Source organism: Bradyrhizobium sp. NBAIM08 (assembly GCF_020193935.1).
Taxonomy (GTDB): domain Bacteria; phylum Pseudomonadota; class Alphaproteobacteria; order Rhizobiales; family Xanthobacteraceae; genus Bradyrhizobium; species Bradyrhizobium yuanmingense.
Window position 1 is genome coordinate 835315 of sequence record NZ_JADYVR010000002.1, and the last position, 12337, is coordinate 847651.

The 12337-nt window shown below is 62.8% G+C and carries 10 protein-coding genes; 5 read left to right on the top strand and 5 right to left on the bottom strand.

Annotated elements, in window-relative coordinates; all coding sequences use genetic code 11:
- Positions 1-22 precede the first annotated feature (22 nt).
- A complete protein-coding gene (locus I6F37_RS10230; RefSeq protein WP_036001594.1) occupies positions 23-460 on the bottom strand; it encodes a VOC family protein in 438 nt (145 codons plus the stop codon).
- A gap of 182 nt (positions 461-642) precedes the next feature.
- Here I6F37_RS10230 and I6F37_RS10235 point away from each other — a divergent pair, with 182 nt between their 5' ends.
- The 5 genes from I6F37_RS10235 to I6F37_RS10255 all read left to right on the top strand — a co-directional run bounded on the left by I6F37_RS10235 (position 643) and on the right by I6F37_RS10255 (position 5655).
- Positions 643-1515: an NAD(P)-dependent oxidoreductase gene (locus tag I6F37_RS10235; RefSeq protein WP_036001597.1), complete on the top strand. Its 873-nt coding sequence runs from the start codon at positions 643-645 to the stop codon at positions 1513-1515.
- A gap of 126 nt (positions 1516-1641) precedes the next feature.
- Positions 1642-3066, top strand: coding sequence for a sodium:proton antiporter (locus I6F37_RS10240; protein ID WP_225126023.1), 1425 nt, complete (start codon positions 1642-1644; stop codon positions 3064-3066).
- 162 nt (positions 3067-3228) lie between these two features.
- Positions 3229-4824, top strand: a complete 1596-nt coding sequence (locus I6F37_RS10245) for a HAMP domain-containing sensor histidine kinase (protein ID WP_036001601.1) — start codon at positions 3229-3231, stop codon at positions 4822-4824.
- Between the two features lie 44 nt (positions 4825-4868).
- On the top strand, positions 4869-5072 hold the full coding sequence (locus tag I6F37_RS10250; protein ID WP_036001604.1) for a DUF1289 domain-containing protein: 204 nt from the start codon (positions 4869-4871) through the stop codon (positions 5070-5072).
- 28 nt (positions 5073-5100) lie between these two features.
- Positions 5101-5655 carry a TIGR02281 family clan AA aspartic protease gene (locus I6F37_RS10255; RefSeq protein ID WP_036001607.1) on the top strand — a complete coding sequence of 185 codons (555 nt, stop codon included), beginning with the start codon at positions 5101-5103 and terminating at the stop codon, positions 5653-5655.
- 105 nt (positions 5656-5760) lie between these two features.
- On the opposite strand, the gene dusA is transcribed toward I6F37_RS10255, so the two are convergent.
- The 4 genes from dusA to I6F37_RS10275 form a co-directional block, all read right to left on the bottom strand.
- Positions 5761-6747, bottom strand: a complete 987-nt coding sequence (gene dusA / locus I6F37_RS10260; protein ID WP_225126024.1) for a tRNA dihydrouridine(20/20a) synthase DusA — start codon at positions 6745-6747, stop codon at positions 5761-5763.
- Between the two features lie 1247 nt (positions 6748-7994).
- Positions 7995-9293 (bottom strand): lysine N(6)-hydroxylase/L-ornithine N(5)-oxygenase family protein, encoded by a 1299-nt coding sequence (locus tag I6F37_RS10265; RefSeq protein WP_036001610.1) that lies wholly within the window; start codon positions 9291-9293, stop codon positions 7995-7997.
- A 22-nt stretch (positions 9294-9315) separates the two neighbouring features.
- The gene (locus I6F37_RS10270) at positions 9316-10377 is read right to left on the bottom strand and encodes a GNAT family N-acetyltransferase (protein ID WP_036001613.1); all 1062 of its coding nucleotides are present in this window, start codon (positions 10375-10377) and stop codon (positions 9316-9318) included.
- A 176-nt stretch (positions 10378-10553) separates the two neighbouring features.
- Positions 10554-12251, bottom strand: a complete 1698-nt coding sequence (locus I6F37_RS10275) for a cyclic peptide export ABC transporter (RefSeq protein WP_225151085.1) — start codon at positions 12249-12251, stop codon at positions 10554-10556.
- Positions 12252-12337 lie beyond the last annotated feature (86 nt).

Genomic DNA, 12337 nt, shown 5'->3' on the forward strand with positions numbered 1-12337 from the left:
TAGAGCGGAAACGCCCAAAAGGCTACTGTCTGCCGATATCGTCCGCCTTTTCGGCCGGCGCCGCCCCCTGCTCCAGGGCAGCCTCGTAGTTCAGCTCGATCATGACCCCGTTGGGGTCGTGGACGAATATCTGCCAGAGATCGCCACCGGGCACCTGGCGGGCCTCGAACTTGATCTTCTTTGACGCCAGCCGCTGTTTCATACCGTCAAAGCCGCGACTGGCGAAGGCGACATGGTGGACAACGCCGGAATCCGGCTTTTGTGGCTCGTCGGTCGGGGAAATGTCGACGAGGTGAACCACCGGCCTGCCCTCGCTGTACATCCAGGCGCCCGGGAAGGCGAAGTTCGGCCGCGCGCCTTTTTCCAGGCCCAGCACGTCTTCGTAGAAGCGGACGGTCTCGGCCAGATTCCGGGTCCGGATGTTGAAATGATCGAGGACGCCTACGCTCACGCCGCCCATGCTCTCGCTCCCTTGTTTTGAAGTCCTTGGGTCGCCACCCTAGCACGGCAGGCCGCCAAACGAAGCCGTTGCCCTCTGGCCTCAAGGGTTTATGGTGCGCCTCCGGTCCGCCCTCACCGCGGAACCCAGGCATCCCTCGCTTGGCAAGAACCGTAAACCCGAACTACGGACAAGGTACCACTATGGCTAAAGTCGCTTTCCTCGGTCTTGGCGTGATGGGCTTCCCCATGGCCGGACACCTCGTGAAAAAAGGGGGCCATGAGGTCACCGTCTACAACCGCACCGCGGCGAAGGCGAAGGAATGGGCGGACAAGTTCGGCGGCAAGACCGCGCCGACCCCGAAGGCCGCCGCCGAGGGTCAGGATTTCGTGATGTGCTGCGTCGGCAACGACAACGATCTGCGCGCGGTCACGATCGGCCCCGACGGCGCCTTCGCCGGCATGAAGAAGGGTGCGACCTTCGTCGACCACACCACTGCCTCCGCCGAGGTCGCCCGTGAGCTCGACGCAGCCGCGACCAAGGCCGGCTTCAAATTCGTCGACGCCCCCGTCTCCGGCGGCCAGGCCGGCGCCGAGAACGGCGTGCTGACGGTGATGTGCGGCGGCGCGCAGGACGCCTATTCCGGCGCCGAGCCGATCATCACGGGCGCCTATGCGCGGATGTGCAAGCTGCTCGGGCCCGCCGGAAGCGGCCAGCTGACCAAGATGGTCAACCAGATTTGCATCGCCGGTCTGGTGCAGGGCCTCTCCGAAGGCATCCATTTCGCCAAGAAGAGCGGCCTGGACGTCGCCGCAGTGATCGAGACCATCTCGAAAGGGGCCGCCCAGTCCTGGCAAATGGAGAACCGCTACAAGACCATGAACGAGGACAAGTACGATTTCGGCTTCGCGGTCGAATGGATGCGCAAGGACCTCTCGATCGCGCTGGCCGAAGCCCGCCGCAACGGCGCCAATCTGCCGGTGACCGCGCTCGTCGATCAGTTTTATTCCGAGGTCGAGAAGATGGGCGGCAAGCGCTGGGATACGTCGAGCCTGCTCGCACGCCTGCAACGCTGACGCTCTGTTGCGGCCTGGTTCGGCGTAGCCGGCTTTGAACGTCGTCGCGACATCCGTCGCGACGGCGTTCCGTAAAGCGCGCCGACCGAAACAATCATAGACTTCCGGGGGGAAGCCTTGCCTAACGTGATCGCCGCCGTCCTTGCTGTTGTTGCGCGCCTGTTCCCGGTCGCGCTCCTGGCCCTGCTGGCATCACCTTCGCAGGCGCTTGCCGCATCGCTCGATGGTGCCAGCATTGGCCCGCAATGGGCGCTTCCATTCGCGGGGATGCTGCTCTCGATCGCCATATTTCCGCTCGCCGCGCCTCACTTCTGGGAGCATCACCAAGGCAAGATTGCCGCGATGTGGGCCACCCTGATCGCGCTGCCGCTTGCAATCTGGTACGGCCCGCTTCCAACCGTCCAAGCGCTCGTTCACACGGCGCTGCTCGAATACGTCCCGTTCATTCTGCTGCTCCTCGCCCTGTTTACCGTCGCCGGCGGAATCGTGGTGCGCGGCAATCTTCACGGCTCCCCCGTCCTGAATACGCTGCTGCTCGCTCTCGGCACTCTGATCGCGAGCGTCATCGGCACGACCGGCGCCTCAATGGTCATGATCCGACCGGTGATCCGCGCCAATGACGATCGGCGGCACAACGCGCATGTCGTGATCTTCTTCATCTTTCTGGTGTCCAACATCGGCGGTTCGCTCTCCCCCCTGGGAGATCCCCCGTTGTTTCTGGGGTTCCTGCGCGGCGTGGATTTTTTCTGGACGACGACACACCTGCTTCCCCAGACCACGTTCGCGGCCTGGATTCTGCTCGCCCTGTTCTTTTGCATCGATACTTATCTCTATCGCAAGGAAGGCCGCGTCAAACCGGACCCAACTCCGGACAATCCCTTGCGGATCAGCGGCGGCCTCAACTTCGCTTTGATGGGAGTCATCATCGCTGCGATCCTCTTGAGTGCCAAGCTCGACCTCGGCGGATTTGAAGTTCTCGGCACGCATCTCCAGGTGCAGAATCTCCTGCGCGATGCCGTGATGATCGGAGTCGTGTTCGCATCTCTCGCCGTCACCTCGAAGGAGGACCACGACGCGAACGGCTTCTCTTGGGGCCCGATGATCGAAGTGGCAAAGCTGTTTGCCGCGATCTTCATCACCATCATTCCCGTGCTCGCGATTCTCAACGCCGGCAAATCCGGCGCGTTTGCCTCCGTCGTAAACATGGTCACCAACGCAGACGGCACGCCGAACAATGCCGCATATTTCTGGTTGACCGGCCTGCTCTCATCCTTTCTCGACAATGCACCGACCTATCTGGTCTTCTTTGAACTTGCCGGTGGCGACGCCAAGCATCTGATGACGAACGGCGCCTTGACCCTTGCCGCGATTTCCGCCGGTGCGGTGTTCATGGGCGCAAACTCCTACATCGGCAACGCGCCCAATTTCATGGTGTACGCAATTGCCCGAGCGAGTGGTGTCGCAATGCCCGGCTTCTTCGGATACATGGCCTGGACCTCCGTCCTGCTGCTGCCGGTCTTCGGGTTGGTCACGCTCGTTTTCTTCAGATGATTGAAGCGCGGGTTGATGAAAGCGGCCGCCCGGACTGCGTATGAATTAACGTTCGGTTAACGTAATTCTTTAGCTCCTTAAGTCAGCTCTTAAGGATTTCTTGCCAGAGATAGACAATGCAGAAAGCCCGCGTCCGGCGTGGGCAGGAATCCGTGTTGCTTGATGAGTAACCCCGCTGAAAAGCCTGAGGTCGTGCAGCTTCCGGCCGAGCCGGTGAGCGCGCCATCGGCGAGCAGCCGAAGGGCTGCGGCGCAGCGGGTGCGCGAGGCGCGCGACAAGTTAACGTCGACCAGTGGAACCCGGCCGGCTTTCGACGCCGAGATGCTGCGGCAATACGCCCAGACCCGGCTGTCGGCCTCCTATGTCGTGATGCTCCTGGTGGTGGCGACCGGCGTGCTGTTCGGGCTATGGATGCAGCCGATCCCGGCCGCGGCCTGGACCGCGGGCATGCTCTGCATCCACAGCGCCATGATCCGCAGCTGCCGGCGCTTCCTGACCGAGCCCGCCTCGCCGGCCGCGACACGCGCATGGCGGACGCGCTTCGTCGTGCTCGACCTGCTCTATGGCCTGTGCTGGATGGCGATCCTGATCCATCCCGTGCTCGACATGGTCACGGAAACGCTGATGATGTTCTTGATGCTGCTGGTGATCGCAGTATCGAGCATGCTCGCGGCCAATCTGCCGATCGCAGCCCTCGCCGCCACGGCGCCGGTCGCGGTTGCGATGGCGCTGAGCTTCGTGACGACCGGATCGCTGGACAATTACATCCTGGCAGCGCTGTCGCTCGCCGCCGAAGGCTATTTCGTGCTGCTGGCGCACCGCCTGCACTCCTCCACCTTCGCCACGCTGGAAGCACGTGCGGAAAAGGACGCGCTGATCGGCGAGCTGGAGCAGGCCAAGGCAATCTCGGACGAAGCGCGCCACCGCGCCGAAGCCGCCAACGTCGCCAAGTCGCGCTTCCTCGCGCAGATGAGCCACGAGCTGCGGACGCCGCTGAACGCCATCCTCGGCTTCTCAGAGGTCATGAAGAGCGAGATTTTCGGCGCGCATGCGGTACCGGTCTACAAGGAATATTCCGCCGACATCCATAATTCCGGCGTGCACCTGCTCAACCTGATCAACGAGATCCTCGATCTGTCGCGGATCGAAGCCGGCCGTTACGAGCTCAACGAGGAAGCGGTGTCCCTGGTCGGCATCGTCGCCGATTGCCATCATCTGATGAAGCTGCGTGCCTCGAGCCGCGGCATCACCATCCACGAAGTGTTCGAGCAGGCGATGCCGCGGCTCTGGGCCGACGAGCGCGCGATCCGCCAGGTCGTGCTCAACCTGCTCTCCAACTCGATCAAGTTCACCCCGCAGGGCGGCGAGATCTGGCTCAAGGCCGGCTGGACCGCCTCCGGCGGACAATATCTCTCGGTGAGGGATTCCGGCTCCGGCATACCCGAGGACGAGATCCCGGTCGTGCTCGCCTCGTTCGGCCAGGGCTCCAATTCGATCAAGTCGGCTGAACAGGGCGCCGGCCTCGGCCTGCCGATCGCCAAGAACCTGATCGACCTGCACGGCGGCACGTTCACGTTGAAATCGAAGCTGCGCATCGGCACCGAGGTGATCGTCACATTCCCGCCGGAGCGCGTGATGAGCGCGCTTGCCCCACTCTCGGACGATTCTCCACCGCTCCAGCCGGAGAGCTCCGTCGTGCCGGACGAGAAACGCCGGCCGCGGCACAAGCCGATCATGAGTGCCGGCACAGGCTCTTAACGAGATGCTTGCAGACATGCCCGATCATCCCTCACTATGTCCGTATGAGCAAAGAAACGCCGTGCGTCGCCGTGTGCATGATCGATCCCAAGACGAAGCTGTGCTTCGGCTGCGGCCGCACCTTGCCGGAGATCGCACGCTGGCACGCCATGGAGAGCGCGGACCGGCGCGCGATCATGGCCCTCTTGCCGGAGCGCATGACGGAAGCCGGACTAGTGCGGATCGCTGGATCCCCAAAGCACGTCTGATCCGCCTGCGTGCCCTTGGAGGCGCGCGATGATCCGCTTCCTGCTCGTCCTGATCATGCTCGCCGGCACGGCAGGTGCCGTCGTCGCCTATGGCGATCCCGACCAGATCGCGCGCGCCAGCCACAAGGTCTCGCATATTTTTCGCGCACAAGCCGCCTCCCCGGCGCCGGCCGTGCAGATCCCGCGCGGCCAGGGCGGCGAATTCACGCTGCGCGCGAAGATCAACGGCGTCACTGCGCCGATGGTGATCGATACCGGCGCGACGTCGGTGGTACTGACCTGGGAAACCGCAAGGGCGATCGGGCTGCCGCTCGAGATGCTTGAATACGACGTCGATCTCGAGACCGCAGGCGGCCACACCAAGGCAGCGCGGCTCACGCTCGACCGTCTCGCCGTCGGCAAGCTGGTCGAGAAGTCGGTGCCGGCCCTCGTCGTGCAGCGCGGCCAGATGAAGACCAATCTGCTCGGCATGAGCTTCCTCGACCGGCTGGAAAGCTGGGGCGTGCGCGCCGACACGCTGATGCTGACAGGGTATCCGGAGCAGCAGCGCAGTCCCCGCCGCGCGCGTACGGCGGTCGACTAAAGCGCGATGCGATTAGGATGAATCGTCTCGCGCTTTAGGCTGTTGTTTGAACAAGATCTTTTCGGAAAACCGCTGCGCACTTTTCCGGATCATGCTCCCGCTCATTCAGGCCGCCTCAGCCGGCGCGCGGGCCCCGACACACGTAATCGCCTCGCGCAGCACGTCGAGACCGGCGCCGGGCTTCACACCCTGCTCGGCCAGATGCCGGCGGAACGCACGCGCGCCGGGCACAGCATGAAATGCGCCGACGAAATGCCGCGTGATCGCGTGCAGCCGCGTGCCGTGCGCGAGCTGCTCTTCGATGTAGGGCATCATCGCCTCGAGCGCGTCCTGCATGGTGGCGTGCGGCGCCGGTCCTCCAAAGATTTCGTGGTCGACCGCGAGCAGCCGCCACGGCTCCTGATAGGCGGCGCGGCCGAGCATCACGCCGTCGACATGGGCAAGATGCGCCTTTGCCTCGTCGATGCTCCGAACGCCGCCGTTGATGATGACGGGCACATCGGGCATCGCGCGCTTGAGCCGGTAGACGCGATCATAGTCGAGCGGCGGGATATCGCGGTTCTCCTTCGGCGACAGGCCGTTGAGCCAGGCCTTGCGGGCGTGCACGATCAACGCATCGCTGCCCGCGGCGACCACCGCACGCGCGAGCGCATCGAGCGCGACCTCCGGATCCTGATCATCGATGCCGATGCGGCACTTCACCGTGACGGGAACGGCGACCACGCGCTTCATCGCGTCGACGCACCTCGCCACCAGCTCCGGCTCGGCCATTAGACAGGCGCCGAAACGGCCATCCTTCACACGATCGGACGGGCAGCCGACATTGAGATTGATCTCGTCATAACCGAAGTCCTCGCCGATCCGTGCCGCCGCCGCGAGCTCGCGCGGATCCGATCCGCCGAGCTGAAGCGCCACGGGGTGCTCGACCGCGTCGAACCCAAGCAGCCGCACCCGGTCGCCGTGAATGATCGCGCCGGTCGTCAGCATCTCGGTATAGAGCAATCCCCGCCGCGTCAGGTGACGGTGGAACACCCGGCAATGCCGGTCGGTCCAATCCATCATGGGGGCCACGGAAAAGCGATGAGACAACATATGGATCATATAGACTTTCGAGCCCCCGACGGGAATAGCGGATTTCATGACCGAGCCGGGTCCGATGACACGCTCTGCGAGCCAATCGGCGCGGGGAAGGCCGGCGCCAGACCAGACGGCAAGCGGTTCGCGGCAGCACGGCGCGGCGCCGCGCTCGAACGCGTACACGTCGAACGCGACCAGTCCGCTGCCAGCGAGTAGCGCGCGAAGAGCATGCTCACTCACGTGGGCCGTCGGAAGATTTGCCTTGATCTCCCGGTGCACATGTCGTGGACACGCCCCCTAACCAACATGAGAGATCGAAAGCGGAATCAAGCGCGCTATTGCAGCGCAGGCTGCTCCAATCACGTCGCCATGCAGCAAATCTGTGCAGCGTGGTTGCGCCTGATCAGATCAGGCTTCGCCACTCGGCCGTCGTTACCTTGCTTGTCGCGGGCCGCGAGGATTGGCGTACGCCGCGGCGCTACACCAAGCTCAAGCAGCAGCTCGCCCGAGCACTCGGGCGAGCTCGCTGGCTTCGACAGGGAGCGCCGGTCCAATGCACAAGCTCGTGAGACAGCGTCTGAAAACAATCGACCTGCTTTGCGCCCACGCATGTACCGCCTTAGCCACCAGCCGCCCGCGTGAAACGCGAGGGCAACGCCGATAAGGGGAGAGAACGAACGTTTCCTTTCCGAACGGAAGAACGTCGGAACGCAAAGCGGCAGATGACGCTATCGAGACTCTCATTCACGTCGCGCATGCGGTGTCCGTGAAAGGCCATCCAGTTCTCGATGCGACGCATGCCTGAACGTCCCAAGCCCGGCTGCGCCAGGAGCTCGGCCTTGGTGTGAAGCGACGCAATCTCGAGGAGGTAGTGCATGCGCGTCACGGGCTCTCTGCCAACCAACGCCGCAAGCGGACTGTGAACCAGAATGCCTGCAATTCGCTCAGGGAGAAGGCTTTGCCCCTGCTTGGGAACGAGAGCTTTCCTCACGGTCAATTCCAGCTAGACTTTCAGAAATTCCAAGATCGTTCTAAGAACTCCTCTAGCAAAGCCAATCGGCGTTGTCTCACACGTACACGCTGCGGTTGATCTCGATTAGACAGGTTCTAGATCGGGGAACCCCAAAGGGACAGCGGAACACGCCTGCAGGGTGACCGCGAGAACGCCGGCTATTGTGTAATGAGAACGGGACGATTCGTGATGCGTTTCAATCTCGATCCGCGCAAGGCTTTTGGAGCTGCGATCTCTCCCGGATCGTGTTCTAGGCGATGAGTTCCCGGCGCGAGATTGTCGAGAGCAGAGACTCCGCAATCTCCTGCGACCGCACGGCAATCACCGAAAGCAGCGTGTCGCTCAGACCGTGAGAGGATTCCGAATAGCCCTGGAGGTGGATCTGCGGCCGGAACGCCGGATTGATCACGAGCCGGTAGTTGCGATCCAGCGCCGCATCGCGAATGTAGCGGCGGATCGGTTCGAGAAACCCGTGCGGCGTCTCCCTGTCGTATCCCGTCGCCAGCACGACCACGTCATAAGTCGAACGACGGTTTTCGCCGCGGAACTTGTCAATCACGCCGATCTCGATGCCGTCCGGTCCCGCATCCACATTGGAAATCTCGCTGCGGGGACGCAACATGACCCTTGTGTCGCCACCGACGCGCTGCTGGTAGAGCAGCCGATAAAGCTGGTCCAGCAGGTCGGCATCGACGACGGCGTAGTTGGTGTTCCGGAAGTTGCGGACGATCGCATCCCGCCGCTCGGCAGGCTGCGCGTAGACGAAGTCCGTATAGTCGGGGTTGAAGATCTCGTTGACGAAGGGACTGCTGTCGGACGGCTTGAGAGCATGGCCGCGGAAGATCAGATCGATATGCGCTTCGGGACATCGGCCATGAAGATCGACCGTTACCTCGGTCGCGCTCTGTCCGCCACCGACGACGGCCACACGCACGGACCGGCCGCGCGGGACAACGCGCTCGATCAAGTCGAGATAGCGGCTGGAATGCAGCAGCCTGCGATCGTCGGTAGCCTTGGCAAACACCTGCGGAACATAGGGCTGGCCTCCAACCGCGACCACGAGATTTCGCGCCAGCCGCACGGTCTCCCCGCCGGCGAGCGAGCGCGAATGCACCCGCAACGACGTCACCGTCTGCCCGGCCGTCACCGGCTCGACGGCGACGATGGTCTCGCCGTAAGCGGCCTGCGACTTGAAATGGCTCGCCACCCACTGCAGGTAATCGTTGAACTCGACCCTGCTCGGATAGAACGTCCGGCAGTTGATGAAATCCAGTAGGCGGCCGCGCTTATGCAGGTAGTTCACGAAGGTGAAGGGACTGGTCGGATCGCGCAAGGAGACCAGATCTTTGAGAAACGATATCTGCATGTCGCTGCCCGGAAGCAGCATGCCGCCATGCCAGGTGAAGTGCGGCTGCTTCTCCACGAACAGCGGCGTGCATTTCAGCCGTGATCGCTTCGCGCATTCGTCCAATGCGATGGCGAGCGCGAGATTGGAAGGCCCGAATCCGACGCCAATGACGTCGTGCTCGATCGCAAGTTGATGGGACATGAAGCCGCGCTCCGCTTGCGCTTTAAGACGAGACCGTTGGGCCGGCGGCTGCCGGAAGCCAAAGCCGATCGCCGAAGAAGCGCTCGCGCAACAGCATGACCAGGGTCGCGCGCTTATGGGGAAAGTCGAAATTCTTGATCTTCGCAAACCCCGAGCGCTCGAGATTGCGAAGCTGCTGGGAGTGCGCGGCCGCCGGCTCCCCGACGATCCGCTGCGTGCGGCAATCGTCGAGAAACATGTAGTGCATCAGAGACGGCAGCCACGCGCTGATGTAACGAGCGCCGCGAAAAGCGTCCTCGCCCACGATCACGTGCCATCCCCGGTCATAGTCGTCGGCATCATAGAACGGCGCAATGCGATTTTCCTTGGCCCAATAGAGCTCGAAATAGCCGAACGGCTGCTCGCCGAAGCAGCCGATCAACGGCAGCATATGAGGATCGGCCAGAATGCCGGCCAGATATCGCCGATGCTTGTCGAGATCGCCCGCCTCGTTCCAGAATGCATCGACGCGAGGATCGTTCATCCAGCGGTGCAACAAATGGAGGTCATTCTCGAGATCGGCCACGCGAAACGAGATGACCTCCGACAGCCAGGGAATGAAACGACCGTACACCTTTCCCGCCGGCTTTGCGGCGCGGCGCGGATGGCGCTTGCCGTCCGTCATGACGTGGAGTTGCGGCAATGGCGGTCGCCCGGGGTTGACCAGCCAGTTGTCCCGCCGCTGCATCACCAGTTCGGGCAGCAGCACCAGTCGCCCCTCGGACATGATGGCAAGACCACTCTCGGTCAGCTCTCGTGCAAGCGGCGCTCTTCCAGCGAAGTCCAGAACGAGCCGATCGGCGCCAGGTCGCCAGGCAAACAGCGCCTCGGCGGACGCCGATACAGCCTGTGCCGCAACCTCGCAGTCATCCGAGGCCTTCAGGATCTCGATGTGATCGACGCGCTCGCGCAGGCGCAGTTCCAACGCGGTCACATCGGCGGCGACGACGCGAAGGCGATCGCCCTCCTGGAAAACGGTCTGAGCGGAATATGGGCCGACCGGGAACGCACGAGGTCCGGTCCCGGAATCCGAAGCCTTGTTCATCCGGCCCTCGCATCTCGATCATCGCTGAGGCGTGGTGTAGATCACTCGCCTACAGGCTGACAAGGAATGCACGCACACGTAGATTAGATTCTCTACAAATCTGACGGCCTGTCGCAAAACGGGATCGCATGCTGTCGTTGCATGTGACAAAGAGCACTCGCTTCGTCACAATAGCTCTAAAGCGGCGCGTCACTTGGAACCGCGGAAACGCTCGCGACGTTATCTGCTTTCGTCTCGCTTCCGACGATCTTGCCGTCGCGCAGCCGCACCAGATGATCTGCAATCCCGAAATAGCGGTCATCGTGCGAAATCACGATGATGGTCTTTCCGAGACGCTTCAGATCGGGCAGGAGCTCCGTATAGAAGATGTGCCGGAACGCCGGATCCTGATCTGCGGCCCATTCGTCGAACACGAGCACGGGTCTTTCCTCGAGCCATGCATTCATCAGCGCCAATCGCTTGCGCTGTCCGGTCGACAGGTCCGTCGTCGTGAACACGCCGTTCTCGACCGAGACCTTGTGCGCGACCTCCAGCCGCTGGAGATAGCGTTCCGCCACATCAGGAACCACGCCCTCTCCACGAATGAGATCCTCAAACAGATAATAGTCGGAGAAGATGGTCGTGAAGAGCTGGCGGTAATCGTCGCGTGTCTCCGTCAGGACCGGCGAACCGTCGCGCAGCACGGCGCCGCCATGCGGAGCATAAAGGCCCAGCAACAACTTGATCAGGGTCGTCTTTCCACTGCCGTTCTGCCCCACGATGAAGACGATGTCGCCTTGCCGAACGAACAGATCAACCGGCCCGAGGACAAAGGGATCGCTGCCCGGCACGGCGCGAAAAGCATAGGTTACGCCGCGGAGCTCGATGGATTCGATGGCGGTCTTGCCGGGTGCAGCGGGCGCACTGGCCAGCAGATCGTGCTCGGGGCTCGAGAACTGCCCCGAGAGCTCCGCAATGCGGCGCATCGCGACCTGGGCGCGACCGAGCGCCGGCAGGATGCCGATGACCTGGTCAATAGGCCCGCGCATAAAGAGCAGCACCAGCACGAACCCGCTGGACACCGCAGCGGGACTGTCGGGCCACAGGAACGGTCGCAAGGTCAGCGCCACGCCGATCACGACGAAGAACAGCATCGTCCCGAACGCCCGCGCCGTCACGAACAGATTGATCGACCTGATCTGCACCGAGCTGATCCGGTCGACGGTCTGCTGGAGCTGCTCGACATAGACGCGCCGACGGCGCACCCGATTGAGGCGCAACTCCTTGGCACCTTCGGCGATCGCGCGATATTGCTTGTGCAGCTGATCTTCGGCCTCTCGCGCGGTGCTGAAGCCGCGAACGCCGCGCGTCCTCGCATATCCATGCGCCAGCGATCCCAGCACGATGACGACTCCCGTGATCAGGAAAAGCTGCCAAGACAGCACCGCCAGGTAAACCATGCAGCCGAGCGCGATCACGAGCGACACGAAAAAGGACGAAAAGAAGAACGCGAAATCGCTGATCGTGTCGACGTCCTGCGTGAGAACCGGGATCAGGCGATGCGTCCGGTAGATTTCGAGCTGATCGATCGGCGCAGCCAGGATTTTGGCGGCGAGCGACTTACGAAGCTCGGCGATGATCCGCTGTCCGACAAAATTGGCGCTGATGTCGGCGCCAATGGAACCGATCAGGATCAGAAGGCACAGGCCAGCGAAGGCGAAAAACAGCGTTACCACGTCGGCCTGCGTGGCATAAAGCCCATGATTCACGACCGCGAGCAACGCCGCGACGGAGGCACCGCCGACCACTCCGAGAACGCTGCCGCCGAGCACGAGTGGCCAGTAGGGCCGCAGGAGCTGCAGGATCTGCGTCGTCAGGCCGCTTCGTGAGTTCATGATGAGAGCCGCGCTGGAGGAGACCTGAAGCGAACCTATATGGCCGGACAAGCCGTGCCGAAGTGATGCGAATACATGATGGCAGC

Bases quoted from the DNA above. Each gene is read 5' to 3' on its own strand.
- I6F37_RS10250 (WP_036001604.1), top strand. From the start codon at position 4,869: ATGAGCAAAGAAACGCCGTGCGTCGCCGTGTGCATGATCGATCCCAAG.
- I6F37_RS10275 (WP_225151085.1), bottom strand. From the start codon at position 12,251: ATGAACTCACGAAGCGGCCTGACGACGCAGATCCTGCAGCTCCTGCGG.
- I6F37_RS10245 (WP_036001601.1), top strand. From the start codon at position 3,229: ATGAGTAACCCCGCTGAAAAGCCTGAGGTCGTGCAGCTTCCGGCCGAG.
- I6F37_RS10230 (WP_036001594.1), bottom strand. From the start codon at position 460: ATGGGCGGCGTGAGCGTAGGCGTCCTCGATCATTTCAACATCCGGACC.
- dusA (WP_225126024.1), bottom strand. From the start codon at position 6,747: ATGTTGTCTCATCGCTTTTCCGTGGCCCCCATGATGGATTGGACCGAC.
- I6F37_RS10265 (WP_036001610.1), bottom strand. From the start codon at position 9,293: ATGTCCCATCAACTTGCGATCGAGCACGACGTCATTGGCGTCGGATTC.
- I6F37_RS10255 (WP_036001607.1), top strand. From the start codon at position 5,101: ATGATCCGCTTCCTGCTCGTCCTGATCATGCTCGCCGGCACGGCAGGT.
- I6F37_RS10270 (WP_036001613.1), bottom strand. From the start codon at position 10,377: ATGAACAAGGCTTCGGATTCCGGGACCGGACCTCGTGCGTTCCCGGTC.
- I6F37_RS10235 (WP_036001597.1), top strand. From the start codon at position 643: ATGGCTAAAGTCGCTTTCCTCGGTCTTGGCGTGATGGGCTTCCCCATG.